This is a genomic window from Methylobacterium sp. Leaf456 (genome assembly GCF_001425465.1).
GTDB lineage: Bacteria > Pseudomonadota > Alphaproteobacteria > Rhizobiales > Beijerinckiaceae > Methylobacterium.
In genome coordinates, this window is record NZ_LMQV01000044.1 from 41,163 (window position 1) to 66,777 (window position 25,615).

Here is a 25,615-nt window from a genome sequence, read left to right on the forward strand (position 1 = left end):
CGCCGGACCAACGGGGCCGTGGAGGGCCGCGTTCACCGTGATTGCTTCGATTTGCGCGTAATTGGTAACCGATTGGTTAACCTTGACGGGACGGCCGAAACGGTCAGGCTCGTTTCGTGACGCGCCCCTGGCTGCTCGGCTTCGGCGTGGTCCTGACGATGCTCGCCGGCTTCATCGACGCGCTGGGCTTCATCCGCCTGGGCGGGTTCTACACGTCCTTCATGAGTGGAAACACGACGCAGCTCGCGGTCGCGGTGGGCCGCGGCGACGGGTTCCACGCGGTGCTGCCCGCGCTGCTGATCGCGGCGTTCCTGACCGGCGCGGTGACCGGCGGGGCGCTCGCCGCGCTGACCCCCGCCCGCTGGGTCACGCCCGCGGTGCTGGCCTACGAGACCGTCACGGTGACGGCGGCCCTCACGGTCGCGATCGAGGACGTGCATATCGGCACCGCCTCGCTGTTCCTGGCGCTCGCCATGGGCGGGCAGAACGCCGTGCTCGCCCACGTGCAGGGCTTTCGCGCCGGCACCACCTTCATCACCGGCGCCCTGTTCTCGTTCGGGCAGAAGGCGGCCCTGGCGCTGGCCGGGCGCGCGCCCCGCCTCGGCTGGGTGGGCGACGCCGCGGTCTGGACCGCTTTGCTGATCGGGGCGGTTGCCGGCACGCTCGCCCATACGCATCTCGGCGTGGCGGCCCTGGCGGTTCCGGCCACTGTCGCCGGCACCCTCTGCCTCGGCGCCAGCCTCGTCATCCTCTCGAACCGGCCTGCCGCCGGTTCCGTCCGTTGATCGCGATATGAAGGAAGGTCGATCCGAATGAGCGTCTCCGCCCCAACGCTGGCCGAGCACGTCGTGGGACTCGAAGCCGGCGCCCACGTCACCGCCGCCCACTGGCTCGGCGACGCCCTCACGCTTGCGCTGGGCGACGGGCGGGTGTTGCTCGTGCGCGACGGCGATCCCGAGGCGGTGATGGCGCATCCGGAAGGCGCGATCCTGTCGGCGATCGGCGACGGCAAGCGCCTCGTCAGCGCCGGCGACGACGGGCGCGTGGTCGCCACCGACGCCAAGGGCGCCGCCGCGGAGCTGGCGAGCGTCAAGGGCTGGGTCGATGCGCTGGCGCTCCACCCGGACGGCGCCATCGCCTATGCGAGCGGACGCAACGTCGTCGCCCGCGACGCCAAGGGCCGCGAGAAGACGTGGGCCGCCCCCTCGACGGCACGCGGCCTCGCCTTCGCCCCGAAGGGCTACCGGCTCGCGGTCGCGCACTACAACGGGGTCAGCCTCTGGTACCCCAACCTCGAGACCCCGCCGGAATTCATCGAGTGGAAGGGCTCGCATCTCGACGTGACGTGGTCGCTCGACGGGCGCTTCGTCGTCTCGACCATGCAGGAGAACGCGCTGCACGGCTGGCGCCTCCAGCCCGACAAGGGCCACATGCGGATGTCGGGCTACCCGGCCAAGGTGCGCTCGCTGTCGTGGTCGTCCGACGGCAAGTGGCTCGCCACCAGCGGGGCGGAAGCCGCCATCGTCTGGCCGTTCGACTCGAAGGAGGGGCCGACGGGCAAGGCGCCGCGGGAATGCGGCGTGCGCCCGGCCCGGGTCTCGCAGGTGGCGTTCCACCCGAAATCCCCCGTGCTCGCCATCGGCTACGAGGACGGCTGCGTGCTGCTGGTGCGCTTCACCGACGCCGCCGAGCTGCTGGTGCGCCCGGCCACCAAGGGCGGGGCGATCTCGGCGCTCGCCTGGGACGCGGTCGGCCGCCGCCTCGCCTTCGGCACGGCCGGCGGCGAAGCCGGCCGCCTGACGCTGCCGGCCTGATCCGGCATGGCCCTGTTCGGACGCCGCGCGCTTCCCGACGCACCCGCCCGCCGCCGGGTCGAGGCCTGGGCGCGGGCGGCGGGGGGCTTCGGCCCCGACACGGCAATGACGGTGAGCGAAATCGTCTGCGCCGACCCCGCCTGCCCCGGCTTCGAGACGGTGATCCTGATCCTGGCACCGGGCCGACCGACGCGGGCCGCGAAGGTGACGGGCGCGGTGGACGCGCTGGACGAGGCGGCGGTGGCGGCGGCGGTGGTTTCCGTAGGAGGGTGAGCGGTCGCGCTCTCCCCGTCGATTGCAGGCGCCCTAGCTGCCAGAGGGTCAGGAGTCGAAGAGGCGAACCGGATGCCGCTGCGTTTCCCTCTCGCCGCACGCGGGGAGAGGCCTGCATGGACCTCGTCGTCCATGCAGGAAGCGGAGGCGGAGCCGAAACGGTGGTGAGGGAGACACTACGGAAGAGGCTTCTCTTGGACCGCCCCCTCACCTTCGCCCTCCTTCTCGCTTTGCCGACGACGAGGTCGGCAAAGCCCTCTCCCCGCACAGCGGGGAGAGGGGATGCACGGCCCTATGACCGAGGAGACTGCCCGTGTTCCGCGTCGTCCGCACCCTCGGCCTCGCCTTCGGCCTGCTCGTCGCGGCCCTGACCGCGCAGGGGCCGGAATTCGCGCAGCAATATGCCCAGCGCCTCGGCGGGGCGCTGGACGAGCTGCGCCGCTCTATCGCCACCCTCGATGCCGACGCGCAGGCGACCGGGAACAGCCGGGAGCAGGCGTTGGAGCGGCTGCGCCAGAACCCCGACGCCTTCGCGGCGCGCCGCGGCGCGGCGGCGCGGGCCGATATCGAGCGGCTGAAGACGTTGGAGGCACAGAAGCAGGCTCTCGACACGGCGCCAAGCCCGCTCGGCCGCCTGTTCGTCATCGCCAAGGAGCCCGATCTCGGCATCGCGCGGGCCGCCTATCGCGATTACCGGCCCGCCGTGCCGACGACCGTCGACGGCGTCGTGGCGGGACTGCTCGGCTTCCTCGCCGCCTGGGCCGGCTGGCGCGTCACCGCCGATTTCGGCCGCCATATGGCTCGCCGCACGCGGCGTCGGCGCGTCGAAACCACCCCGGTTTGACTTCACTCGAAGCCGCCCAGGCGGCTTCGCAGCGCGAAGAGCGCTACGCGCGGCGGCCTTTGCGAAAGCCTGAGGCCACCGAGGCGGGCGCCGGCGACCGAGGCCAACTGAAAAAGGTGTTGCATCGGGCCTACAGCCGCCCAACCGTGGCTGCACTAGGTAGGGTCAGGGCGGGCGCATCGCGCGCCGTCGCCGGACCCCTTCCCATGCCGCGCTCAGCCAACACGACCGTGGACCCCGCCCTCGACGCGGCGGCGTTGCTGCGCCGCATGGGCTTCTTCGGCCTGTTCGTGGCCCTGCCGGTGGCCGCCCAGGTGTCGCGCCGCGCCGCCGTGGTGCTCGCCCCCATCGCGGTCGTGCTGCTCATCACCGCGAGCGCCATCGACCGGCGCCAGCGCGCGGTCCAGCCGGCCCTGCGCCGCCTCCTCACGGCGCCCTCGTTCCTGGCCGGGCTGCTGGTGGTGTTCTGGTGCGGTCTCAGCCTCGTCTGGACGCCGTTTCCGGGTCAGGCAAGCGAGCGCTTCGGCAACCTCCTCGCCACCGTGGTGATGACGCTGCTGGCTTATCTCTCGCTTCCCGACCGGATGCGCTCGGCCAACCTCTACCTGCTGCCGCTCGGCGTCGGCGCGGCCTCCATCGTCGCGATTCTCGTCGGCCTCGGCGGCGCCGCGATGCTCCAGGGCAACCCGGACGGCGATAGCGCGCTGGAGCGCGGTGGCGTGGTGCTGGCGCTCCTCGCGTGGCCGGCCGTCGCGTGGCTGCGCTCGCGGCGACGCGACACCGAATCCCTGGTGGTGGCGGTGCTGGCCGCGGGCGCGCTGCTGACGGCGCCGGGCTCGACGCCGCTGTTCGCGCTGGCCGTCGGCGCGCTCGCCTTCGCCCTGACGAACTGGCGCCTGTCGCTCGGGGTGAAGGTGACCGCGCTCGGCGCCGCGGGCCTGCTCGCCGTCGCGCCGCTGCTGCCCTTCCTGGCCCGGCCGGTGGGGGCTGCGCTGTTCGGACCCGTGGCGCCGGGCGTGCTGGCGCTCAAGGCGTGGCAGAAGCTCGTCGCATCGGAGCCGGTGCGGCTCATCACCGGCCACGGCCTGGAGACGGCGGCGCGCGGGCGCATTTTCGGCATCGTGCCGGCCAACGCGCCGACCACGATGCTGTTCGAGTTCTGGTACGAACTCGGCATCGTCGGCGCCTTCGCCGCCGCCTTCGCGCTGCACCGGGCGATCCAGCGGGCCGGCCGCGACGCCACGGCGCTCGTACCCTGCGCCATGGCGGCCTTCGCCACCGCCTTCGCGGTCGGCTGCGTCGGCGTCGGCCTCACGGTGGTGTGGTGGCTGACGACGCTCGCGCTGACGATCCTCACTTTTGTGGCGGTCGAGCGCGGCCAGTTCCGCCACAGCCGGCCGAAGGTCGGGCTGATCCCGCGCCTGCCGGCGCGGAACTGACGGTTTCCTCCCATCCATCCCCCTGATCCTGAAGTGCTGGAGCGAAGCGCAAGCCTCGAAGGAGGGCTCCAGAAGTCGTGTGCGAGTTGGAGCTCTCCTTCGAGGGCGATGCTTCGCGCTGCCACCTCAGGATGAGCGGGATGAGTGGGATGCGCTCATAGAGCGGCCTCGATCGGCACCCGCTCCCCCCGCCGTCCGTGGAAAATGCCAAGCTCGGCGGGACCCCGCCGGGCGGCTCGCGGGTTTCAGTCCGAAGGATCGTTTGGAGCCGGGGCCGGATGCTGCTCGATGTGGAACGCGCAGCGAGCGCCCGGTGCCTGCCCGCGCAGGCGGTCGGCGGTGTCCGCGCGGGGCAAGCGAAGCGCGAGCAGCCCCTCACCGCCGGGCTCGCCGCGCCGGGCCGGCGTTATTGGGCGTTCGCCGCCGCGGTCGGTGCGCTCGATCTCCTCGCCATCGCCTGGACCGGCCTGCGGGTCGAGCCGACGGGTTTTTTCGCCGCGCTCGGTGCCCTCGCGCTGCTGCTCGCGGCGGCGCTGCTGTGCAGCCTGATCCGCGAGCCCAAGCTCCGGGCGATGGCGCTGTCGAGCGCCTACCTCGTCGCCGTCACCACGGCGCTCGCCGTCCTGCACGTGCTCGCCGCGATGCCGGCCCTGCCGCTCGCCGACGACGCCCTGGCCGGCATCGAAACAGCTCTGGGCTTCGACGGCCCGGCCTATCTCGCGTTCCTCGCCGCGCATCCGGACATCGCCCATGCGCTGGCGCTCGCCTATCATTCCAGCGGGCCGCAGATCGGCCTCGTCGTGATCGTGCTGAGCGCATGCGGGCGCACCGGGCGGCTCTGGGCCTTCGCCAGGCTGTTCACCCTGGCGCTCACCGCCTGCATCCTCGTCTCCGCCTTCGTCCCGGCGGCGGGCACCTACGCGGCGGCGCAGGCCCGGCCGACCGGTGAGCTGGAGACCGTCGGCGCGCTCTGGCATCTCGACATGCTCCGGGCGCTCCGCGACGGCAGCTTCCACACCCTGTCCCTGTTCGAGATCCGCGGCCTCGTCACCTTCCCGTCGTTCCACGCGAGCCTCGCGGTGCTGACCGGATGGGCGCTGAAGCCGGTGCCGGTGATCGGCCCGCTGGCGATCCTCCTCAACGCGACCATTATCGTCGCCGCCATCGGCGCGGGCGGGCATTACCTGCCCGACGTGATGGCCGGCGCGGGCCTCGCCTTCGTCCTCGTGGCGATGCGGCGCTGGTAGGCTCGGCCGCCCTGACCCGCTACAGCCGGAGCATGACAAGCGGGTTCTCGGGCTCGGAGAAAGGGCCGACCGCCGACGTGCATGAGGGCCGCGACGGCTGGCTCTTCCTCACCGGCGGCACAAACCGTGTGATGGCGCAGTACGGTCGGCCCGGCGTGTCGCGCCGCCTGCTCTGGCGCTGGCGCCGGATCGTCGCCGACCGGGTGCGGGCCTGCGACCGGCTCGGCGCCACCTACATCCACGCCGTCGCCCCGGAGAAGCTGACGGTCTACGGCGACCTCGCGCCAGCGCTGGCCGTCGATCCCGCCCGCGCCCCGGTGCGGCGGCTCGCCCGCTGGCTCACCGCTTCCCGCGGCGCGCGCGCCTTCGTCGATCTCGACGCCGCCTTCCGCGCCGCGCGAGACGGACCGCCGCTCTACCTGCGCACCGACTCGCACTGGACGCTCCACGGCAGCGAGATCGCCTACCGGGCGATTCTTCTCCGCATGGGCGTCGCGCCGAGGAGCGACTTCGAATCCCGGCGCATCGGCGGCACCGTGCCGTTCTGCGGCGACCTCGGGCGCAAGCTCGATCCGCATCGCTTCGAGGCTGCGCCGGTCACCACCTTCGCGACGGCCGCGCGGCGCGTCCACGCCAACGACCTCCTGACCGCGCTGGAGGCGGAAGGCCGCGGCATCGAGGCCCATCTCGGCGCGCATGCGGTCTTCCGCAACGACGATCCCGCAGCCGATCCGCGCCGCCTCGTGATCTTCGGCGACTCGTTCTGCCAGCACACGAGCTACAGCCCGGTCGCGACGCTGACCGCGCTCCTGGCCGACACCTTCGCCGAGGTCCATTTCCTGTGGTGCAGCAGCATCGACTGGCACTATCTCGAACGGGTGCGCCCGGATTTCGTGCTCGGCGAGATCGCCGAGCGCTTCATGATCGACCTGCCGCCCAAGGGCTTCCGCATCGAGCGCCTGGCCGAACTGGCGCGCGCAAGGAAGATCACGGACGCGAGGCCGCTTCCGCCTGACGCGCCCGCATCCGCGCCTGGAGCCGCTGGCGCCGCGCCGCGATGACCGTGCCGTTCACCTCGCCGCCGAACAGGAACATCGCGGCGAGCCAGTAGAGGAACACGAGGAACACCATCGCGGTGGCTAGGCCCCCGTAGGTCGAGGCGTAAGCGTTCGAGAACCGGTCGAGATAGAAGCCGAAGCCGAGGCCGGCGAGGAACCACAGCACCAGCGTCACGGCGATGCCGGGCAGCACCGCGACGAGCGAGCGGCGCCCGGCGGCGACGAACTTGTGGGCGATCACCAGCACCAGCGCGATCAGGAACGCGGTGATGCCGATCCGTCCGATCGCCACGGTGAGCCCGAGCGGTTCCAGGCCCGGCGCCACGAACACCAACTGCCGCCAGATCAGAGGCCCGAGCACCACCAGCAGCGCGAAGGCCAGCATGGCGAAGGCGCCGCAGACGACGTAGCCGATCGATTCGAGCCGGGTGAGCCACCACGGCCGCATCTCGCGCAAGCCGTAGGCCCGGTTGAGCCCGACCCGCAGCGACTCGACCCCCGACGAGGAGAAGTAGAGCGCCAGCACCGCGCCCAGCGTCAGCACGCCGCCGCGCTGCTCGGTGAGGATGCGATGGACCTCGCCGACGATGGGCTTGGCCACCTCCCGCGGCACCGCGTCGAAGATCAGCGTGCCGGCCTCGTCCGCCAACGACTTGGTGCCGAACACGCCGGCGAGCGCCGCGAGCAGGATCAGGAACGGAAACAGCGAGGTCAGCATCGACAGCGCGATGTGGCTCGCGATCGCCCACCCGTCATGGGCGACGAAGCGCTGCGCGGCGAGGCTCGCCACGTCGAGGGTTCTTTTGGTGCGGCTCAAGGGGAGGCTTCGATGGGGGCGAGACGGGCCTTCATACGGGCATTCGGGCACCTCCCGTCAATCGCCGGTTCGCCCGGCATGACGGCCGGGACGGGAGAGCGGTTGCCTTCACCCGCCGCCTATGGTGCGTGGCCCGCGCCATGCCCCCGTTCCTCACCGGGCTGATCCCGGCCGCCTTCGTCCTGATCTGGGCCTCGGGCTTCGTCGCCGCGCGATACGTCGCGCCGCTGTCGGAGCCGCTGGTGTTCGTGGCCGCGCGCCTGTCGCTGGTCGCCCTGGTGCTCGCCGGGATCGCCCTGGCCCTCCGGGCCCGCTGGCCACGGGACGGGCGGGGCTGGCGCGACGCGCTGGTCTCGGGCGTGCTGATGCAGGGCCTCTACGTCGCCGGTGTGTTCTGGTCGATCCGGCACGGGCTGCCCGCCGGCATCGCGGCTTTGGTCGGCAGCCTGCAGCCGCTGCTCACCGCCGCCGCGTCCGAGCCGCTGCTCGGCGAGCGGGTCGGGCCGCGGCGCTGGGCCGGGATCGGCCTCGGCTTCCTCGGGGCCGGGATGGTGCTGGCGCCGAAAGTCGGCCACCTCGATCCCGCCGGCATCCCGCCGGTGGCGCTCACGGTCTGCCTCGCCGCCATGCTCGCCATGACGGCAGGCACGCTGTGGCAGAAGCGCATGGCGGCGAAGTCCGATCTCGTCACCAACGCGGCGATCCAGTTCGTCGGCGGGGCGGCCTTCGCCGTACCCCTGGCGCTCCTCGCAGGCGAACCCTGGCCCGAAATCAGCCTGCCGCTCGGTCTCGGCATGGCATGGTCCGTGCTCGTCAATTCGGTCGCCGGCATCCTGCTGCTGATGGCGCTGATCCGGCGCGGGGCGGTGGCGGGCGTCGCCTCGCTGTTCTTCCTCGTGCCGCCGGTCTCGGCGGGGATCGCCTACGCGATGTTCGGCGAGACCCTGACCACGGTGCAGGTCGCCGGCATGGCGGTGGCCGCCGCGGGCGTCGCGGTGGCGAGCCGAAGCCGTTGAACTGGATGAAGAATGCAGTTCGGTTTCATCCAAAGGTATAGGCTGCGGCAAAGAAAATCGACTACTGCGCCGCCGATCCTGCCTATAATAGGCCTAACCCTTTCATCGCATCGAGAGTGAGACATGGCCGCTTCCCCCGCCATTCAGCCCGCCAACGACCCGCAGGATTTCGTCAGCCTCGCCAAGCAGGCCGCCGAGGGCGCCAAGGCGCTGGTGGCCGAGGCGACCAAGCGCGTGAAGGCGCGCGTCGCCGGCGCGGACGGCAAGCTCGACGCGGGCAAGCTGGAGCGCGAGCAGCACGCCACCCACGGTCTGGCCTGGCTCACCACCTACGGCGAGGCCGTGCGCGAACTCGCCGACTACGCCGGGCGCCTCCAGGGCGAGGGCGGCTTCGGCGAGACCGAGGCGCTGCTGGTGAAGATCGGCATGGGCGAGTACCTCGACCAGATGTTCTTCGGTATCCCGATGAGCCAGGGCGAGATGGTGCGCCCGACGACCTCGCTCGGCTTCTCGGCCTCCGAACTCGCGGGCTTCCGCACCGCGGCGATCGAGACGATCGCGGCCGAAGGCAACACGCCGGAGAACCGCGCTGCGTTGGTGGCCCGGATTCGCGAGGCGACCCGCTCGGGTGCCGCGACCATCGGCGCGTCCGGCCTCGACGAGGACATGGAGGCGATCCGCTCCGAGATGCGCCGCTTCGGCAAGGCCGAGGTGGTCGATCAGGCCCACGAGTGGCACCTGAAGAACGACTACATCCCGATGGAGATCGTCGCCAAGATGGCCGAACTCGGCGTCTTCGGCCTGACGATCCCGGAGGAATACGGCGGCATGGGCATGCCCAAGGCCGCGATGTGCGTGGTCTCGGAGGAGCTGTCGCGCGCCTATATCGGCGTCGGCTCGCTCGGCACCCGTTCGGAGATCGCCGCCGAGCTGATCCTGTGCGGCGGCACCGAGGAGCAGAAGCAGCGCTTCCTGCCGGGCATCGCCTCCGGCGACATCCTCCCCACCGCCGTCTTCACCGAGCCGAACACCGGTTCCGACCTCGCGAGCCTTCGCACCAAGGCCGTCAAGGACGGCGACGTGTGGAAGATCTCGGGCAACAAGACCTGGATCACGCATCCCGTCCGCGCCGATATCATGACCGTGCTGGTGCGCACCAAGCCCGAGGAGAAGGGCCATCGCGGCCTCTCCATGCTGATCGCCGAGAAGCCGCGCGGCACCGACGCGGAGCCCTTCCCCGTCGATGGCCTGACCGGCGGCGAGATCGAGGTGCTCGGTTACCGCGGCATGAAGGAGTACGAACTCTCCTTCGAGAACTTCGAGGTGCCCGGCGCCAACCTCCTCGGCGAGGTCGAGGGCAAGGGCTTCGCCCAGCTGATGCAGACCTTCGAGTCGGCCCGCATCCAGACCGCGGCCCGCGCCATCGGCGTCGCCCAGTCGGCCCTCGACATCGGCCTGCGCTACGCCGAGGAGCGGGTGCAGTTCGGCAAGGCGCTGGTCGAGTTCCCCCGCGTGGCCGACAAGCTCGCCATGATGGCGGTCGAGATCAACATCGCCCGCCAGCTCACCTACTTCTCGGCCCGCGAGAAGGACGAGGGCAAGCGCTGCGACCTTGAGGCCGGCATGGCGAAGCTCTTGGGCGCCCGCGTCGCCTGGGCGGCCGCCGACAACGCCCTGCAGATCCACGGCGGTAACGGCTTCGCGCTGGAGTACCAGATCAGCCGCGTGCTCTGCGACGCCCGCATCCTCTCGATCTTCGAGGGCGCGGCCGAGATCCAGGCCCAGGTCATCGCCCGCCGCCTGCTGGAGCAGTAAGTTTTTCGCACGACAGTGACGAAGGCCCCGCCCGGTGCTCCGGGGCGGGGCTTTTTTTCGTTTCGGCGGCTCGTTTGGCACTCGGCGAGCCGCGCATCCCCTCGCCCCGCCGTGCGGGGAGAGGGCCGCGGCGACCTCGTCGTCGGCGCGGCGAGGCGGCAGCCGAAGGTGAGGGGGCTTCGACGGAAGTGCTTCCTTCGGAAACTCCCCCTCACCGCCGCTTCGGCTTCGCCTCCGCTTCCTTCATGGACAACGAGGTCCATGAAGGCCTCTCCCCGCGTGCGGGGAGAGGGGGGAGCGGCGGCCTTTGCAGCGATCAGTTGAAGCGTGTCGATGCGCCGTCGATCCGATCAGTCGGAGCATTGCCGCTCATCGCAGCAATCCTCCCGCAACCAAACGGCACGGCCGCCCCACACATCCCGGCGCGATACGGCCAAGCTGCCTTGATCGCGACACCCGTTGTGCGAAAAACTGTCTAGGTCGTCCCGGACAACGGGCCGTGGGTTCGAAAAAAGCGAATCCGAAGGGGCTGACCATGGCGAGCATCGATCGGCGGACGGACCGGGTGTCCGCCACCATCGCGGGTGACGTCCTCGACCGCGCGCATGCGCAGGGGCGGCTCGAACACTCCATCGCGACCACGCTTCTGGTGATCGCCGCCGCCCGCGTCGAGCGGGAGGCCGCACCCGTCCACGCTGCCCGCCAGCGGCTGGCCGAGGTCTACGGTGCGACCCGCCTGCGCCGCCAACTCGAGCGCGAGGCGGCTGTCGGCTAACTCGCCCGCCTCAGAAAATCCCGGAACGGGCGGCGCTGCGGCGGCGGGCTCGGCGGGGGATCGGGGGCGGGCGGCGGCGTCGGAGCCGTGGTGCTCGTCTCGGTCAGCACCTCGGCGCGCACGGCGCGGGGCGCGGCGAAGACCGTCCCCTGCGCCAGCGGCACGTCGAGGTCGATCAGGTCCGGCACCTCGCTCTCGCTCTCGACCCCCGTCGCCACCAGCCGGATGCCGGCCCGCGACAGCGAGGCGACGAGGTCTTCGAGCGCGATCTCCGGCATCGCGTCGCGCGGCAGCGGGCGCAGGATCAGGCCGGCCGGCACCTTCACCTGGGAGATGCCGCGTTCGGCCAAGCCGACGGCATCGAAGCGCAGGTCACTCGGCCGGTCCATGACGAAGCCGATCCGGCCTTTCAGCCCGGCGAGCAGGGAGGCCTGCTCGGCGTCGAGGTTGCGCCAGCTCGTCTGCGGCAGGGCGAGCACGACCCGCCCGGCGAGGTCCGGCCCGTCCGCGACGAGCCGCCCGAGCGAGCGCAGAAAACCCGGCTCGAACAGCGAGTGCGGCGTCAGCCCGTAGCCCACCGCCGCCGGGCTGCCGCGCCCCTGGAGATGGCGGGCGATGGTGGCGACGCGCTGGAGCATGCGCCGGTCGAGCGCGGTGGTGCGCCCGTGCCGCTCCAGCACCGGCAGAAACAGCTCCGGATCGAGGATGTCCGCGCCGACCTTCAGTCGCGGCAGCGCCTCGTAGGCCGTCACTTTGCGCTGTGGTAGGGTCACGATTGGCTGAAGGAAGACTTCCAATCCCTCGCCGTCGAAGGCCTCGACCCAAGCGGCTTCGGCGGCGGCGTCGCGGGGCGGCGGCTCGATCCGCGTGGGCGGCGGCAGGGTCGTGCGCGGCACGAGACGGGTGGCGGGCTCCGGCGCGGCGGTCTCCGACGGCGGGCTCGCCGCAGGGGCAGGGGCAGCGGGGGCCGGGCGGGCGGCCGCGCGCTCCTGCGCAGCCCTGATCCGGGCGATGTCGCCGTCCTGGTTCGCCACCACGGCGGCGAGTTCGCGCACGATGCCGCTCAGCAGCCCGATCTCCGCCGTCACCTCCTCGATGCCGGAGGACAGCCGCGTCTCCAGGGCCGCGACCGTTTCCGGGGCGGCGCCCGGTGCGGGCTGCGGCACGGCGGCGGGCGCCTGATGCCGGGTCTGGACCAGGGCGGCGGCGACCGCCTCCAGCTTGACGAGGCGCTGCGACAGCACGCCGATCTCGCGGGAGACGACCTCCTGGGCGGTCGCCATCGCGACGAGACGGCGGCGCAGGAAAAGGCCGCTCACGACCGCGAGGCCGGAGACGCCTGCCGCCGCGGCGAGCGGGGCGTAGAGGGCCAGCGGCACGAGGATCAGGACGACGATGAGGCCGAGGATCCAGGGGGTGCGGCGCGGGCCGATCGTCGGGGCTGTCGGTGTCTTCACCGTCGGTCGACGCGCTTCTTCTCGGGCGGCAGCGGGCCGAGGGCCTCCCCGGCACGAGACAACCGATCCGGTTGTCCCGCATGGACTACGTAAAGCCACTGTCGCCGAGCCGGCCCCCCGCCGCAAGGCGACGGTCCCGATTGTCCCTGTGCAAAGCTCGGAAGGAGCGTTCCACGCTTGCCTTCCGTCAGGCTCGGCCCGACATGAACGGGATAAGGAGACCGCCGATGGACGACACGCCGATCGAACTGACGATGCGGGTCGAGGGCATGACCTGCGAGGGATGCGCCAACGCGGTGCGGCGCACGATCCAGCGGCTCGACGCGCAAGCGCAGGTGGCGGTGGACCTGGAGCATGGTCGCGTCACCACGACGACCCGCGCGCAGAGCCTCGACGTGGCGCAGGCGCTGACGAAAGCCGGCTACACCGCCACGGCGATGACGGGCTGAAAGCCGTGGAGGGAGGCCTGCGCAACGATCTCGACGCGTGGTGGATGCCGTTCACGGCCAACCGCGCGTTCAAGCGGGCGCCAAGGCTGATCGCCGAGGCCGACGGCCTCTATTATCGCGACGCCAGCGGCAAAAGAATCCTCGACGGGATCGCGGGCCTGTGGTGCTGCAATGCCGGCCACAACCGGGCGCCCATCGTCGCGGCGATCCGCGAGCAAGCGGGCCGGCTCGACTACGCGCCGCCGTTCCAGTTCGGCCATGACGGCGCGTTCGCGCTGGCCGCCCGGATCGCGGCGCTCGCGCCCGCCGGGCTCGACCACGTATTCTTCTGCAATTCGGGCTCCGAGGCGGTCGATACCGCCCTCAAGATCGCGCTGGCCTATCGCCACGCCCGCGGAGAGGCCGGGCGCACGCGGCTGATCGGGCGCGAACGCGGCTATCACGGCGTCGGCTTCGGCGGCATCTCGGTCGGCGGCCTGCCGAACAACCGAAAGGTCTTCGGCCACGGTCTATCCGGCATCGATCATCTGCCGCACACCTACGACCGGGCGCATCAGGCCTTCACTCAGGGCGAGCCCGAATGGGGTGCCCATCTCGCCGACGATCTGGAGCGGATCGTGGCGCTGCACGACGCCTCGACCATCGCGGCCGTCATCGTCGAGCCGATGGCGGGCTCGACCGGTGTGCTGCCGCCGCCGAAGGGCTACCTGAAGCGCCTGCGCGAGATTTGCGACCGCCACGGCCTGCTGCTGATCTTCGACGAGGTCATCACCGGCTTCGGCCGCCTCGGCACTGCGTTTGCCGCCGAGCGCTACGGCGTCACGCCGGACATGATCTGCTTCGCCAAGGGCGTCACCTCCGGCGCGGTGCCCCTCGGCGGCGTGATCGTGGCGGAGCACATCCACGCGGCGCTGATGCAGGGGCCGGAGCGCGCCATCGAGCTGTTTCACGGCTACACCTATTCCGGGCATCCGCTCGCCTGCGCCGCCGGGCTCGCGGCGCTCGATCTCTACCGCGACGAGGGCCTGTTCGAGCGGGCGCGCGCGGTGGAGTCGGCCTTCGCCGAGGCCGTCATGAGCCTACGCGAGGCGCCGAACGTCCTCGACATCCGCACCTGCGGGTTGGCGGCCGGCATCGACCTCGCGCCCCATCCCGACGGGCCGGGCGCGCGGGGCTTTTCCGTGATGGAGCGCGCCTTTCACGACTACGATCTCGTGGTGCGAATCTCCGGCGATACGCTCGCCCTGTCGCCGCCGCTCATCGTCGGCGCGGACGACATCGCCGGGCTGGTCGAGCGGCTTGGGAACGCGATCCGGGCGGCTGCGTGACCCCAGTCCCGGTCCTCTGAAGAAAGTTGCTGGGGTTTCTCAAAAAATTCCGAGAGGCTTTTGCCCTCGGCTTCGCCCAAACTGCGCCGAACGCTCTATCGTGGCCGTAGGGTTCGCCCGCTTCGGGCCGCGCTTCGCGTGGGCTCAAGCTCACGCCACAAGAAACGACGGTGAAGGAAATGCCCTCAGATATCGAGATCGCCCGCGCGGCGACCCTCAAGCCCATCGCCGAGGTCGCCGCCAAGATCGGCATCCCGGACGAGGCGCTGCACAATTACGGCAAGCACATTGCCAAGATCGATCACGGCTTCATCCAGTCGCTCGACGGCAAGCCGCAGGGTAAGCTGGTGCTCGTCACTGCGATCTCGCCGACGCCCGCGGGCGAGGGCAAGACCACGACGACGGTCGGCCTCTCCGACGGCCTCAACCGCATCGGCCAGCGCACCGTCGCCTGCCTGCGCGAGCCCTCGCTCGGCCCCTGCTTCGGCATGAAGGGCGGTGCGGCCGGCGGCGGCAAGGCCCAGGTCGTGCCGATGGAGCAGATCAACCTGCACTTCACCGGCGACTTCCACGCCATCACCTCGGCCCACTCGCTCGCCGCCGCGCTGATCGACAACCACATCTATTGGGCCAACGAACTCAACATCGACGTGCGCCGCATCCACTGGCGCCGCGTGGTCGACATGAACGACCGGGCGCTTCGCGCCATCAACCAGTCGCTCGGCGGCGTCGCCAACGGTTTCCCGCGCGAGGACGGCTTCGACATCACCGTCGCCTCCGAGGTCATGGCGGTGTTCTGCCTCGCCAAGGACCTCGCCGACCTCGAAGAGCGCCTCGGCCGCATCGTCATCGCCGAGACCCGCGACCGCAAGCCCGTGACGCTGGCCCAGGTGAAGGCCACCGGCGCCATGACGGTCCTGCTGAAGGACGCGCTTCAGCCGAACCTCGTGCAGACGCTGGAGGGCAACCCGGCCCTGATCCATGGCGGCCCGTTCGCCAACATCGCCCATGGCTGCAACTCGGTGATCGCCACCCAGACCGGCCTGCGGCTCGCCGACTACGTCGTCACGGAAGCGGGCTTCGGCGCCGACCTCGGCGCGGAAAAGTTCCTCGACATCAAGTGCCGCCAGACCGGCTTGCAGCCCTCCGCCGTGGTGATCGTGGCCACCATCCGCGCCCTCAAGATGCATGGCGGCGTCAACAAGAAGGATCTGGCCGGCGAGAATCTCGACGCCCTGGAGAAGGGTTTTGCGAATCTCGAACGTCACGTGAAGAACGTGCGCAGCTTCGGCCTGCCGGTGGTGGTCGGCGTCAACCACTTCTTCCAAGACACCGACGCCGAGCACGACAAGCTCAAGGCGCTGTGCCGCGACAAGCTCCAGGTCGAGGCCATCACCTGCAAGCACTGGGCCGACGGCGGAGCGGGTGCCGAGCAACTGGCGCAGGCCGTGGTGAAGCTGGCCGAGGGCGAGCAAAAGCCGCTCACCTTCGCCTACGAGACCGACACCAAGCTCACCGACAAGATCAAGGCGATCGCGACCAAGCTCTACGGCGCCGCCGACATCCAGGTCGAATCGAAGGCCGCGACCAAGCTCGCAGGCTTCGAGAAGGACGGCTACGGCGGTCTGCCGATCTGCATGGCCAAGACGCAGTACTCGTTCTCGACCGACCCGACCCTGATGGGCGCCCCCTCGGGCCACCTCGTCGCGGTGCGCGACGTGCGCCTCTCGGCGGGCGCCGGCTTCGTCGTGGTGATCTGCGGTGAGATCATGACCATGCCGGGCCTGCCCAAGGTCCCGGCGGCGGACACCATCCGGCTCGATGCCAACGGGCAGATCGACGGGCTGTTCTAGAAAGAAGCGCCGGCCCGATCCCTCGGGCCGGCACCCATACGCTGGGTCAGATGTCTTCCATCCACTCGATCTGGCCGTCGGAGAGGCTGTAGCGCGCGCCCACGACCTTCACCTTGCCGCCGTTCAGGGCGTTGGTGATCACCACGCTCTGGGTCGTCAGCCGCTTCGCGACGCGGCGCGCGTTGTTGCGCACGGACGATTCGAGGAGGTCGCCGCCCTGGCTCCGGGCTTCGAGGACCGCTGGGACGATGGGTTGGACCATCTCGCCGATCACGCCGGGGAAGGTCGCGTTCTTCTCCACCACGTCGACGGCCGCCGCGACGGCGCCGCAGGACTGATGGCCGAGCACGACAACGAGCGGGACGCCCAGGACGCCGACGCCGTATTCGATGCTGCCGAGGGCCGCCGTATCGACGGTGTTGCCCGCGTTGCGGACGATGAACAGCTCACCGAGACCGCGCCCGAACAGGATTTCCGGCGACACGCGGCTGTCGGAGCAGCCGACCAGGACGCAGAACGGCGCCTGACCGCGGGCGAGTTCGAGGCGGCGTTCGCGCCCGTTCGCCGACAGGGTTGGACCTTCGTTCCGGAAATTCTCGTTGCCTTCCTTCATCAGCTTGAGCGCGTCGGCGGGCGACAGGGCGGTCTTGGCCTTGGGTGAGGCGGCCCGCACGACACCGGTCGGCAGAGCGGTCGCGGCGAAGACGCCCGCCGCCCCGAAGAGCAGCCGTCGGCGGCCGAATTGCGTGACGCCCGAATCGACATAGCAATCGCAATTCACGTGCATGGGGCTGACCCTTTCTGATGCCAAAAGGCGCTCTGCCGCCCGGTGGTCGGGCGACGAATACTAGACGGCGGTGACCCTTCTTTAACTCACCATTTCGTGGCCGGACGGTCGATGCCTGACAGGACGGTTCGATTGTTCATGATGGCAATGGAACGAACGCTGCGATCTCGAAATCGATGGCTCCCTGCGCGGCGCCGGAAGGCATCCTGAACCGACATGGGCGCCGCGCACGACGATGTGCCCCGCCCCGGCGGGCTTGAGACATCGCGGCTCACCCGCCCCGCGCAGACAGGCGGCGGGGGCCCCGTTATGGTCCGGCGCCTCCCGCTTCGAGCCGCCATGTCCCTGCGTGCACTGAAATCTCCGATCGTCGGCCTGCTGGCCGCCCTCGTCCTCGCCGGGCCGGCGAGCGCCCAGATGCGCGGCCATGGCGGGCCGGTGCGCGCCTTGGCCGTCACCGGCGACGGGCGGCTCGCGATCTCCGGCGGGTTCGATCAGGCCGCCATCGTCTGGGGGCTCGACACCGGCACGGCGCTCTCGGTGCTGCGCTTCCACGAGGGTGCGGTGAACGCGGTGGCGGTGCTGCCGGACGGGCGCTTCGCCAGCGCCTCGGAGGACGGGCGCATCGCCCTGTGGCGGCTCGGGCGGCCCGAGCCCGAGCGGGTGCTGGAGGGCCATGCCGGCGCTATCGCCGGCCTCGCGGTCGCGCCGGACAGTCAGACCCTCGCCTCCGCCGCCTGGGACGGCACCGCCCGGCTCTGGCCCCTGTCGGGCGGCCCGGCCAAGGTGCTCACGGGCCACACCGGCAACGTCAACGCCGTCGCCTTCCTGCCCGACGGCCGCGTCGTCACGGCCGGGGCCGATGCCACCGTGCACGTCTGGTCGGCCGCGGGCGAGCCCGTCACCAGCCTTACCCTGCCGAGCGCGCTGAGCACGCTCGCCATCGCCCCCGACGGCGACATCGCCGCCGCCGGGGCGGATGCGACGGTGCGGTTCCTCGATGCGGACGGCGCGATCCGCGCCTCCGTCGAACTCGGGCCGGCGCCGGTGATCGCGCTGGCGCTCTCGCCCGACGCCAGCCAGCTCGCCGCAGCGGGGGCGGGTGGAACCGTTTCGGTGATCGAGCGGAAAACCACAAAAATACGCTACACCCTGGTCGGGCCCGGCTTGCCGGTCTGGTCGGTGGCGTGGCGGCCGGACGGGTCGGAACTCGTCACCGGCGGCGGCGACCGCCTCGTGCGCCGCTGGGACGCCGCGACCGGCGCCCCGATCGGCCCGCTCGCCATGCCGCGCCCCGCCGACACGCTCGCGGCCTTCCACGGCGAGCGCGGCGCCGAGGTGTTTCGCGCCTGCGTCGCCTGCCATTCCCTGAAGCCCGACGAGGGCCCGCGCGCGGGCCCGACGCTCGCTGGAATCTTCGGCCGCCGCATCGCCAGCCTGCCGGACTACCGCTACTCCGACGCGCTCAAGCGCATGGACATCGTCTGGACGCCGGAGACCGTCGCCCGCCTGTTCGAGGTGGGTCCGGCCCGCTACACGCCGGGCACGCGCATGCCGGAGCAGACGATCAACAGCGCCGAGGATCGCGACGCGCTGGTGCGGTTCTTGGAGAAGGCGACGAGGTGATGGGGCTTTGAAGCCGATCGGTTTGTAAGCGCCCTCACCGTCATTCCGGGGCGCCGTAGGCGAACCCGGAATCCACGACTGGCCGCGGCGGTCCGTCTGCAGTCGGGCACTGCGCATCACGGGTGGATTCCGGGTTCCGCTACGCGGCCCCGGAATGACGGGCGTTGAGGGTTTTTAATCGTTCTCGACGATCGAAGCAGGAGGTCCGGTCGGGACGACCCTCAGGATGCCGCCTCACCGGCCTCCCGCTCGCGCAGGTAATCCTCCGTCGTGCGCGGCTTCGCCCGTTCCGGGGCGTGCGGGTCGAAACCCTGGTTCAGCGCGGCTTCCACGCGGCAATCGTCGCACATCATCAACGAGCGGATGCGCGCCTCGCCGGCCTCGCCGGTGAACATCCAGTGGCGGTCCCGCAGCTTGTCGATGACCCGCTCGATGCTGGCGCGGGTGCCGAACGGCTTGGCGCAGGTGATGCAGGCGAAGGGCTCTTCCTCCTTCACCACCCGGCGCGGGGCGGCCCAGGCGGCGAAATCGATCTGCGGTTTCAGGTCGATCACGTCCTCCGGGCAGGTCGCGGCACACAGACCGCACTGGACGCACAGGCTCTCCTCGAACGCGAGCAGCGGGCGCTCCGCGCTGTCGGTGAGCGCATGGGTCGGGCAGGCGCCGACGCAGGAGAGGCAGAGCGTGCAGTCGTCGGTGCGAAAATTCAGCCCGCCGAACGGCGCGCCGGCGGCCAGCGGCACGGCCTCTACGGGCGTGGGAGCGGCGGCGTGCATCTCGCGGAAGGCGAGGCGCAGCATCTCGCGTTTTCCCCCGTCCGGCACGAAGCCCGCGGGCGTGAGCGCGGTGCGGCCGGGGGTGACGTCGCGAAGTGCAGCCCCAAGCATGTCGGGATCGTCGGTCTCGATCAGGGCGACGAGGCCGGCGCCGTAGCCGAGCGCGGTGGCGAGGGTGTCGGTCAGCGCGAGAGTGCGGTGCAGGCCGTCGAGGTCGTGCTTGGGTCGGCTGCGCGCCAGCAGCCGCACGCCCGCCGCGCCGTAGGCGAACAGGGCGGCGAACACTTCGGGGCCGAACTGCGTCACCTCGTTGACCCGCACCGGCAGGACGTTGGCCGGCAGACCGTCCCCGTATCGGCCGAGCGCGTCGATCATCGGCTCGCCGTGCTCGCCGTCGTGGAACAGCACGACCGCGTCCGCGCCGCCCGCCGCCCGGTAGGCGCGCATCAGCACCCGCAGCTGGCGCATCAGCGCGTCGCCGGGGGGCAGGGCGTAGCCGGCGGCGCCCGTGGGGCAGACGGCGGCGCAGCTGCCGCAGCCGGCGCAGACGTAAGGGTCGATCGCGACGCTGTCGCCGGCCGGCGCGATGGCACCGGTCGGGCAGACGTCGAGGCAGCGGGTGCAGCCGGTGATGCGCGAGCGCGAATGGGCACAGAGCTCGGCGCGGAAATCGACGAAGCGGGTCTTGTCGTACTCGCCGACGAGATGCGAGGCCGCCGTGACCGCCCGCTCGACCGCCGCCGGATCGCGCGGGTCGGCCCGCAGGTAGCCGCTGCGCAGCTCGTGCGCGGGAAACAGCGGCGTGCCGCCTGTGAGATCGATCACCAGATCGCAGGTCGAGGTCGCGCCGTCGCGGGGCACGCCGAAATCGAGCTGCGTGCGCGAAGAGGGTGCGGGCAGCGCGTAATCGTCGATGCGCAGTTCGAACGCGCCGAGATGGCCTTTCGCCGTGCGGACCGTCCCTTTCAGGATCGGAAACTCGTTGCGGTGGAGCGGCGCCACCGCGCCGGGACGCGAAAGCAGCACGGTCACGTCGAGGTGCTCGGCCAAGCGCTTGCCCGCCTCCACGGCGACCTCGTCGCGCCCAGTGATCAGGGCGACGCCACGGCTCTCCATCGGCACCGTGCCGGCGGTGGGCAGCGGCTCGGCGGCGGCGGCCAGAAGTGCGGCCATCTTCGGGCCGGAGCGGGCGGCCTCCGACGACCAGCCCGCTGTCTCGCGGATCTTGGCGTAGGTGACGCGCTCCTCCGCCCCCATCTCCTCGGCCACTTCGTCGAACAGCGGCGCCTGCAAGGTACAGGACACGGTGACGGACGTGGAGCCACTGAGCGCCTGCCGGAAGCGGTCGAGCTCGCGCCCGCAGAGCTGGTCGGCGAGGTGCAGGCGTCCGCCGCAGCCCTTCTCCAGGGTGGCGGAATCGAGCGGCATCGTCCTCTCGCAGGAGCAGGCGAACACGAGACGATCGGACACGGGGAAACCTGACTGCTTCGACGGAAAGCGGCCCCTTCGCGCCGGGGCCCGCATTTCATATACTCATATCGTTCCAAACTACGAGACGGCAGGCGCCCCCGTGCGCCGACGACCCGACGCCGCAGCCCGCAAAAGACTTAAGCTTCATGACCCTGTTTCCGGAGGGCCGCCCGGCGGACCTCGTCCTTCCCCCGGCCTTCACCGGGCTCTTCGCTGCGGCCGGCGCCGACGTGCATGGCGAGGCCTGCCGGCTGGCCGGCTCAGGTGCCGAGGCCGGCACGCTGGTGCTCGGCGAGCGCGACGGGACCCTGACGCTCGCCGTGGTGCTCGCCCCCGACGAGCCCCTGGCCGGCGCCCGCCGCGCGCTGTTTGCCGGGATGTGGGCGCTCGCAGAGGCCATCGGCGGCTTCGGCCCGCCCGAGATTCCCGTCGTGGTCTCGTGGCCCGACACCCTGCATTTCAACGAGGCGCGCCTCGGCGGCGGCCGGCTCGGCTGGCCGGAGGGCTGCGGTGAGGGGGCGGTGCCGGATTGGCTCGTCTTCTCGGCGAGCCTCATCGCCTCGAAGCGCCATGCCGGCGATCCCGGGCTGACGCCGGACTCGACCTCGCTGGAGGAGGAGGGGTTTCCCGCCGACCTCGCCCGGCCGCTCGCCGAGAGTTTTGCCCGCTTCCTCACCAAGGCGTTCGAGATCTGGACCGAGGATGGGTTCCAGCACCTCGCCGGGCGCTACCTCGATCATCTCGCCCTGATGCCTCAGGCCCGGGAGGCGCAGATCGTGGACGACGGCACCCTGCGCCTGACCTTCGCTCCCGGCCTCAGCGAGGATCGGCCGTTGCTGCCCGCCCTCGCGCAACCGGCATGGTGCGATCCCGCGACCGGGACGGTGCGGCTGTGAGCCCTTCAAAGCTGCCGCGTACCCTGCGGCTCGACCCGTCCGATACCTTCGTCTTCGCCGAGGCCGCAGAGCCCGGCGAATGGGCGGTGACGGGCTCGTTCCTGTTTCTCGATTCCGACCCCGCCGAGCTCACCGGCAAGGCGCGCGTGGCCTTCCGCTCCGGATTCGTCGGCGTGCGCTCGCTCGGCTTCTCGACCCTCGTCGTGGTGAGCGAGGCGAGCGAGGCCGAACGCGCGGAGGCGGTCGAGACGCTCGCCCGCCACATCCTGGAACGCTTCGGCGCACCGGATCTCGCCGCGGCCCGCGGCGCGGCCGAGGAGGAGATCGCGGTGGCGGCCTCGCTTTGCCAGCTTGCGGTCGGCAGCGTCGTGGCGATGCACCGCACGGCGGAGGCCGGCGAAATCCGCGAGAATTTCCGCACGCTCCACCAGCGGGCGCCGGGCGCCGACCCGCTCCACGCCCGCGCCTTCCACTTCGTCGAGACCGACGAGGACGGGCCGGAGGAGGACGCCGACCTCGTCGGCATGGTGCGCGGCGCTGGGCCGGGACGATGAGACGATGACCGAGTTCTGGGTTTCGAGCGGCCACCACCTGACGCAGCGCACCGAGGGCGGTGGGCTCGCGGTGACGGACGAGCTGATCCTCGCCTACCTCGCCCGGCCCGAACTGGTGCCGCCGGAGGAGGCCTGCGATGCCGAGCGCGGCTTGCACGCCGCGCTGATGGCCGATCCGCGCCGCGTCGTTTCTCGTGGTGAGTTACAAAAGATCGCCGACGCCGATGCCCGTGAGAACTGGGAGGTGATGCTGGCCTTCCGCGACCGGCTGCTCGGGGCCCGCTCGGTCGAGGCCGCCTATCTCGCGCTGGTGCGCGGCGGGTTGCAGGGCGTGCCGGGGCTGTTTCTCAACCAGCTCTGCCACCTGATCCTGCGCAACGCGCTCGATGCGTGCGACGACCCGTTCGTGCTGCGCGCCGCCGAACTCTTCTTCCGCCCGCAGCGGGTCAGCCTGCACGAGGGATCGGTGCTGCTCGCCGACGCGGAAGTGATCGAGGCACGCGAAGGCTCGGCCCCGCTCTCGCCGCTCGTCACCATGCTCGGCAAGGAGGCAGCCAACGAGCTCGATGTGCTCAACGACGAGAACGCCTGGACTTATTGGAGCCGGTCGGACGCCTTCACCATGGCGCTCAACCTCGCTTCCTCGCAGGCGCGCGAGGGGTTCGCCCGCGCGATCGAGGCCTATGTCGGCCATCTCCTGCACACGCCGGTACGGGTCGAGCCCCGCGACGGGCTGGAAGATCCGGACTGGCGCTGGTTCGTCGGGCTCGACGCCGAAGCCACGCGGCTGGGCAACGCCCTGTGGAACGGCGAGGTGCTGGATTCGGCCGCCCGCGAGCGCCTGCTCGCCGTCTTCGCCCTCACCTTCACCGATCCGGCCCGCGTCGACGAGCGGGTCGGCGACAAGCCGGTCTATCTCCTGCTCGCCATGAACGCGCAGAAGACCGTGACGCTGAAGCCCCACAACCTCGTCGTCGGCCTGCCGCTCGCCGACCGCGCCGCCTGAGGATCGAGCATGACCCCCGAGGACCGCTTCGAGGTCGGCATCATCGTCGCGCGCCGCCGGCTCAAGGGGCCGTGGGCGAGCCATGCCTGGATGCCGGTGGCCGCCCTTCCGGCAGCGCCCGCCGCGCCGGCCTGGACCCAACTCGGCGAGACCGAGGACGAGGCGACGTTCTACGCCGGCGCCTACGAGGTGACGCTGCACATCGCCGAGACCGCGCATTACCGCGACAACCTCGTCTCCGGCCGGCCCTCGCTCTGGGTGTCGCTGCGGGCCACCGGTGAGGAGACCTACGAGATCGCCACCGTCACCGCCGACCCCTACGAGGGCGAGGCCATGGCCGAGGGCATCGGCGAGATCGTCGAGGCGGTGCCGATGCCGCCCGAGATCCAGGCCAAGCTGCTGGCCTTCTTTGAGGCCTTCCACATCGAGCGCACCTTCGAGAAGCGCAAGCGCGACCGCGCCGACCCGGAGGCCCTGGCCCGCCGCGCCCGGATCGAATCGGGGAGGGGCGAATGAGCGACGGCTTCCTCTCCCGCTGGGCCCGCCGCAAGGAGGCGGTGAAGGCGGCCGAGCAGGCGCCTCTCCCCTCCCCGTTGCGGGGAGGTGCTGGGGGTGGTGCAAAAGGCACCGTCGCGCTCGATCCTGCGCCACCCCCACCGCCTCCCTCCTCCCCGCAAGGGGGAGGAGAAGCGCCGGTGCCTGCCACGCAGGCGCTCGACGATCGAGGTTCGGTTTCCGAAGCCTCGGCCGAGGCCGAGGAGCACCGTCTCGAATTGCCCTCCCTCGACACCCTCACCCCCGACACCGACCTCACGCCCTTCCTGCGCACCGGCGTCCCCGCGGCCCTGCGCAACGCGGCTTTGCGGCGGATGTGGTCGCTCGATCCGTCCATCCGCGACTTCGTCAGCGAGGCGCGGGAATACGCATACGACTGGAACACGCCGGGCGGCGTGCCGGGCATGGGGCCGCTGCTGCCGAGCGACGACGTGAAGGCGATGCTCGGTCGCCTCTTTCGCGACCCGGCGGAGGCGAAGCCCGAGCCCGAGTCACCCGAAGAGGCGCCCGAACCGGAGCCCGCCGAACCCGACGCAGCGGCCGTCGCGCAGGCGGGCGTTGACGGTACGCTTCCAGAACAGGAGCCCGCAACGGAAGACATCGCCGTTGCTCCCGTTTCCGCTTCAAATCCAACGCGTTCCGAGCCGCGCCTGCGGCGTCACGGAGGCGCGATCCCCACCTGAAAGCGCTGAAATTTGATTGCGGCCAACACAAACGCTTTTTATTATCGATCCAAACAAGCGGTCCCGGGCGTGGACCCGGAGGGACGGTGGGTTCGGTGGCGTCGGTGCTGGGATTGACCGAGGAAGCGGCGTCAGGGGTGGCCCCCGCGATCGACGACGTCGATCATCTGCGCGCCCGGCATTACGACCTGCTGGCGACCCTGCTCGGCCGGGCGCCCGACGGGGACCTGCTCGACGCGTTGCAACGTCTGGACGGCGGCGAGGGCGTCCTCGGCCGTCACCTCGCCGACCTGAGCCGGGCGGCTGCCGCCACCTCGGCGCACGCCGTCGAGCGCGAGTTTTTTTCCCTGTTCGTCGGCGTCGGCCGCGGCGAGCTTCTGCCTTACGCCTCCTACTACCTCACCGGCTTCCTCAACGAGCGCCCGCTCGCCCGTGTGCGCGAAGACTTCGCCGCCCTCGGGATCGAGCGCGACGCGACCATGAGCGAGCCGGAGGATCACCTCGCGATCCTTTTGGAGGTCATGGCGGGTCTCGCCGCCGGGCGGTTCGATGCCGAGCCGGGGATGCAGGGGCGCTTCTTCGCCCGGCACGTCGCGCCCTGGGCGAGCCGCCTCTTCGCCGATCTGGAGCAGGCCAAGGCGGCCAGCTTCTACCGGACGGTCGGCGCACTCGGCCGGGCCTTCATCGAGATCGAGACCGAAGCCTTCGCGATGGAAGGCTGACGGTCCCGAATTCGTCAATCATTGACGCCGCTCAACACGCGGCGTCGCGGAACTCGGACACCATGCGGACGGGTCACCTCACGGTGAGCCGCCAGGGAGACAGGACGATGACACAGGACGGGAAGACGCTCGGTCGTCGGCAGTTCTTCCGCGCGCTCGGCGGCAGCACGGTGGCGGTGGCCGCCGCGGTCGCCTCGCCGATGGGGGCGACCGAGGCCCAGGCCTACGATCCGGGCAACGACGAGACCAAGAGCCGCTACCGCGAGAGCGACCACGTCAAGGCGTTCTACCGCACCAACGGGTACGAGACGTTGAAGAAGAACATGGACCCGGCGTCCACGGGCACGAAGTGAGG

25 protein-coding genes are annotated in these 25,615 nt (G+C 71.1%); 21 read left to right on the plus strand and 4 right to left on the minus strand.

The genetic code is table 11. From position 1 onward, the window contains the following. Window positions 1-116: 116 nt before the first annotated feature. From ASG52_RS24085 to ASG52_RS24115, 7 genes are all read left to right on the plus strand, one after another. Window positions 117-785: a YoaK family protein gene (locus ASG52_RS24085; protein WP_056248998.1), complete on the plus strand. Its 669-nt coding sequence runs from the start codon at window positions 117-119 to the stop codon at window positions 783-785. Window positions 786-812: 27 nt separating this feature from the next. Next, the gene (locus tag ASG52_RS24090; protein ID WP_056249002.1) at window positions 813-1,814 is read left to right on the plus strand and encodes a WD40 repeat domain-containing protein; all 1,002 of its coding nucleotides are present in this window, start codon (window positions 813-815) and stop codon (window positions 1,812-1,814) included. Between the two features lie 6 nt (window positions 1,815-1,820). Then, window positions 1,821-2,087, plus strand: a complete 267-nt coding sequence (locus ASG52_RS24095) for a hypothetical protein (protein WP_056249005.1) — start codon at window positions 1,821-1,823, stop codon at window positions 2,085-2,087. Between the two features lie 313 nt (window positions 2,088-2,400). Further along, window positions 2,401-2,931: a DUF2937 family protein gene (locus ASG52_RS24100; RefSeq protein WP_056249007.1), complete on the plus strand. Its 531-nt coding sequence runs from the start codon at window positions 2,401-2,403 to the stop codon at window positions 2,929-2,931. Window positions 2,932-3,137: 206 nt separating this feature from the next. Beyond that, the gene (locus ASG52_RS24105) at window positions 3,138-4,370 is read left to right on the plus strand and encodes a hypothetical protein (RefSeq protein ID WP_056249009.1); all 1,233 of its coding nucleotides are present in this window, start codon (window positions 3,138-3,140) and stop codon (window positions 4,368-4,370) included. Window positions 4,371-4,648: 278 nt separating this feature from the next. Next, window positions 4,649-5,617 carry a phosphatase PAP2 family protein gene (locus ASG52_RS24110; protein ID WP_082552720.1) on the plus strand — a complete coding sequence of 323 codons (969 nt, stop codon included), beginning with the start codon at window positions 4,649-4,651 and terminating at the stop codon, window positions 5,615-5,617. 32 nt (window positions 5,618-5,649) lie between these two features. Continuing rightward, window positions 5,650-6,678, plus strand: coding sequence for an alginate O-acetyltransferase AlgX-related protein (locus ASG52_RS24115; protein WP_056249011.1), 1,029 nt, complete (start codon window positions 5,650-5,652; stop codon window positions 6,676-6,678). Here ASG52_RS24115 and ASG52_RS24120 read toward each other — a convergent pair. Beyond that, complete coding sequence (locus ASG52_RS24120; RefSeq protein WP_056249013.1) at window positions 6,605-7,492, minus strand: YihY/virulence factor BrkB family protein; 888 nt, start codon at window positions 7,490-7,492, stop codon at window positions 6,605-6,607. The two genes, ASG52_RS24115 and ASG52_RS24120, sit on opposite strands and share 74 nt — an antisense overlap. Window positions 7,493-7,632: 140 nt before the next feature. Between ASG52_RS24120 and ASG52_RS24125 the strand changes: the two genes are divergently transcribed. The 3 genes from ASG52_RS24125 (at window position 7,633) to ASG52_RS24135 (ending at window position 11,098) form a co-directional block, all read left to right on the plus strand. After that, the gene (locus ASG52_RS24125; protein ID WP_056249903.1) at window positions 7,633-8,508 is read left to right on the plus strand and encodes a DMT family transporter; all 876 of its coding nucleotides are present in this window, start codon (window positions 7,633-7,635) and stop codon (window positions 8,506-8,508) included. Between the two features lie 123 nt (window positions 8,509-8,631). Continuing rightward, window positions 8,632-10,323, plus strand: coding sequence for an acyl-CoA dehydrogenase family protein (locus ASG52_RS24130; RefSeq protein WP_056249016.1), 1,692 nt, complete (start codon window positions 8,632-8,634; stop codon window positions 10,321-10,323). A 535-nt stretch (window positions 10,324-10,858) separates the two neighbouring features. Next, window positions 10,859-11,098 (plus strand): hypothetical protein, encoded by a 240-nt coding sequence (locus ASG52_RS24135; protein ID WP_056249019.1) that lies wholly within the window; start codon window positions 10,859-10,861, stop codon window positions 11,096-11,098. On the opposite strand, the gene ASG52_RS24140 is transcribed toward ASG52_RS24135, so the two are convergent. After that, window positions 11,095-12,555, minus strand: a complete 1,461-nt coding sequence (locus ASG52_RS24140; RefSeq protein ID WP_056249022.1) for an EAL domain-containing protein — start codon at window positions 12,553-12,555, stop codon at window positions 11,095-11,097. The two genes, ASG52_RS24135 and ASG52_RS24140, sit on opposite strands and share 4 nt — an antisense overlap. A 227-nt stretch (window positions 12,556-12,782) precedes the next feature. Between ASG52_RS24140 and ASG52_RS24145 the strand changes: the two genes are divergently transcribed. The 3 genes from ASG52_RS24145 to ASG52_RS24155 all read left to right on the plus strand — a co-directional run bounded on the left by ASG52_RS24145 (window position 12,783) and on the right by ASG52_RS24155 (window position 16,185). Beyond that, complete coding sequence (locus ASG52_RS24145; protein ID WP_056249025.1) at window positions 12,783-13,004, plus strand: heavy-metal-associated domain-containing protein; 222 nt, start codon at window positions 12,783-12,785, stop codon at window positions 13,002-13,004. A gap of 5 nt (window positions 13,005-13,009) precedes the next feature. Then, window positions 13,010-14,332 (plus strand): omega-aminotransferase AptA, encoded by a 1,323-nt coding sequence (gene aptA, locus ASG52_RS24150; RefSeq protein ID WP_502691110.1) that lies wholly within the window; start codon window positions 13,010-13,012, stop codon window positions 14,330-14,332. Between the two features lie 179 nt (window positions 14,333-14,511). Then, window positions 14,512-16,185, plus strand: coding sequence for a formate--tetrahydrofolate ligase (locus tag ASG52_RS24155; protein WP_056249027.1), 1,674 nt, complete (start codon window positions 14,512-14,514; stop codon window positions 16,183-16,185). 46 nt (window positions 16,186-16,231) lie between these two features. Here the strand turns inward: ASG52_RS24155 and ASG52_RS24160 are convergent, their stop codons facing one another. After that, window positions 16,232-16,972 carry a carbonic anhydrase gene (locus tag ASG52_RS24160; RefSeq protein WP_056249029.1) on the minus strand — a complete coding sequence of 247 codons (741 nt, stop codon included), beginning with the start codon at window positions 16,970-16,972 and terminating at the stop codon, window positions 16,232-16,234. A gap of 339 nt (window positions 16,973-17,311) precedes the next feature. On the opposite strand from ASG52_RS24160, the gene ASG52_RS24165 reads away from it, so the two are divergent. Then, the gene (locus ASG52_RS24165; protein WP_056249030.1) at window positions 17,312-18,598 is read left to right on the plus strand and encodes a c-type cytochrome; all 1,287 of its coding nucleotides are present in this window, start codon (window positions 17,312-17,314) and stop codon (window positions 18,596-18,598) included. A gap of 221 nt (window positions 18,599-18,819) precedes the next feature. Here the strand turns inward: ASG52_RS24165 and ASG52_RS24170 are convergent, their stop codons facing one another. Continuing rightward, the gene (locus ASG52_RS24170) at window positions 18,820-20,802 is read right to left on the minus strand and encodes a 4Fe-4S binding protein (protein ID WP_056249032.1); all 1,983 of its coding nucleotides are present in this window, start codon (window positions 20,800-20,802) and stop codon (window positions 18,820-18,822) included. Between the two features lie 188 nt (window positions 20,803-20,990). Between ASG52_RS24170 and ASG52_RS24175 the strand changes: the two genes are divergently transcribed. The 7 genes from ASG52_RS24175 (at window position 20,991) to ASG52_RS24205 (ending at window position 25,613) form a co-directional block, all read left to right on the plus strand. Beyond that, window positions 20,991-21,740 carry a biotin/lipoate--protein ligase family protein gene (locus ASG52_RS24175; RefSeq protein WP_056249033.1) on the plus strand — a complete coding sequence of 250 codons (750 nt, stop codon included), beginning with the start codon at window positions 20,991-20,993 and terminating at the stop codon, window positions 21,738-21,740. Then, complete coding sequence (locus ASG52_RS24180; protein WP_056249910.1) at window positions 21,737-22,294, plus strand: DUF6505 family protein; 558 nt, start codon at window positions 21,737-21,739, stop codon at window positions 22,292-22,294. The genes ASG52_RS24175 and ASG52_RS24180 overlap by 4 nt, the downstream gene beginning before the upstream one ends. Before the next feature lie 4 nt (window positions 22,295-22,298). Then, entirely contained in the window at window positions 22,299-23,300 is a 1,002-nt protein-coding gene (locus ASG52_RS24185; RefSeq protein WP_056249035.1) for a DUF6352 family protein, read from the plus strand. A gap of 9 nt (window positions 23,301-23,309) precedes the next feature. Next, window positions 23,310-23,816 (plus strand): DUF3305 domain-containing protein, encoded by a 507-nt coding sequence (locus tag ASG52_RS24190; RefSeq protein ID WP_056249038.1) that lies wholly within the window; start codon window positions 23,310-23,312, stop codon window positions 23,814-23,816. Further along, entirely contained in the window at window positions 23,813-24,538 is a 726-nt protein-coding gene (locus ASG52_RS24195; RefSeq protein ID WP_056249040.1) for a DUF3306 domain-containing protein, read from the plus strand. The genes ASG52_RS24190 and ASG52_RS24195 overlap by 4 nt, the downstream gene beginning before the upstream one ends. 86 nt (window positions 24,539-24,624) lie before the next feature. Then, window positions 24,625-25,260: a TorD/DmsD family molecular chaperone gene (locus ASG52_RS24200; protein WP_056249043.1), complete on the plus strand. Its 636-nt coding sequence runs from the start codon at window positions 24,625-24,627 to the stop codon at window positions 25,258-25,260. Window positions 25,261-25,367: 107 nt separating this feature from the next. Then, a complete protein-coding gene (locus ASG52_RS24205; protein WP_056249046.1) occupies window positions 25,368-25,613 on the plus strand; it encodes a formate dehydrogenase in 246 nt (81 codons plus the stop codon). Window positions 25,614-25,615: the final 2 nt, after the last annotated feature.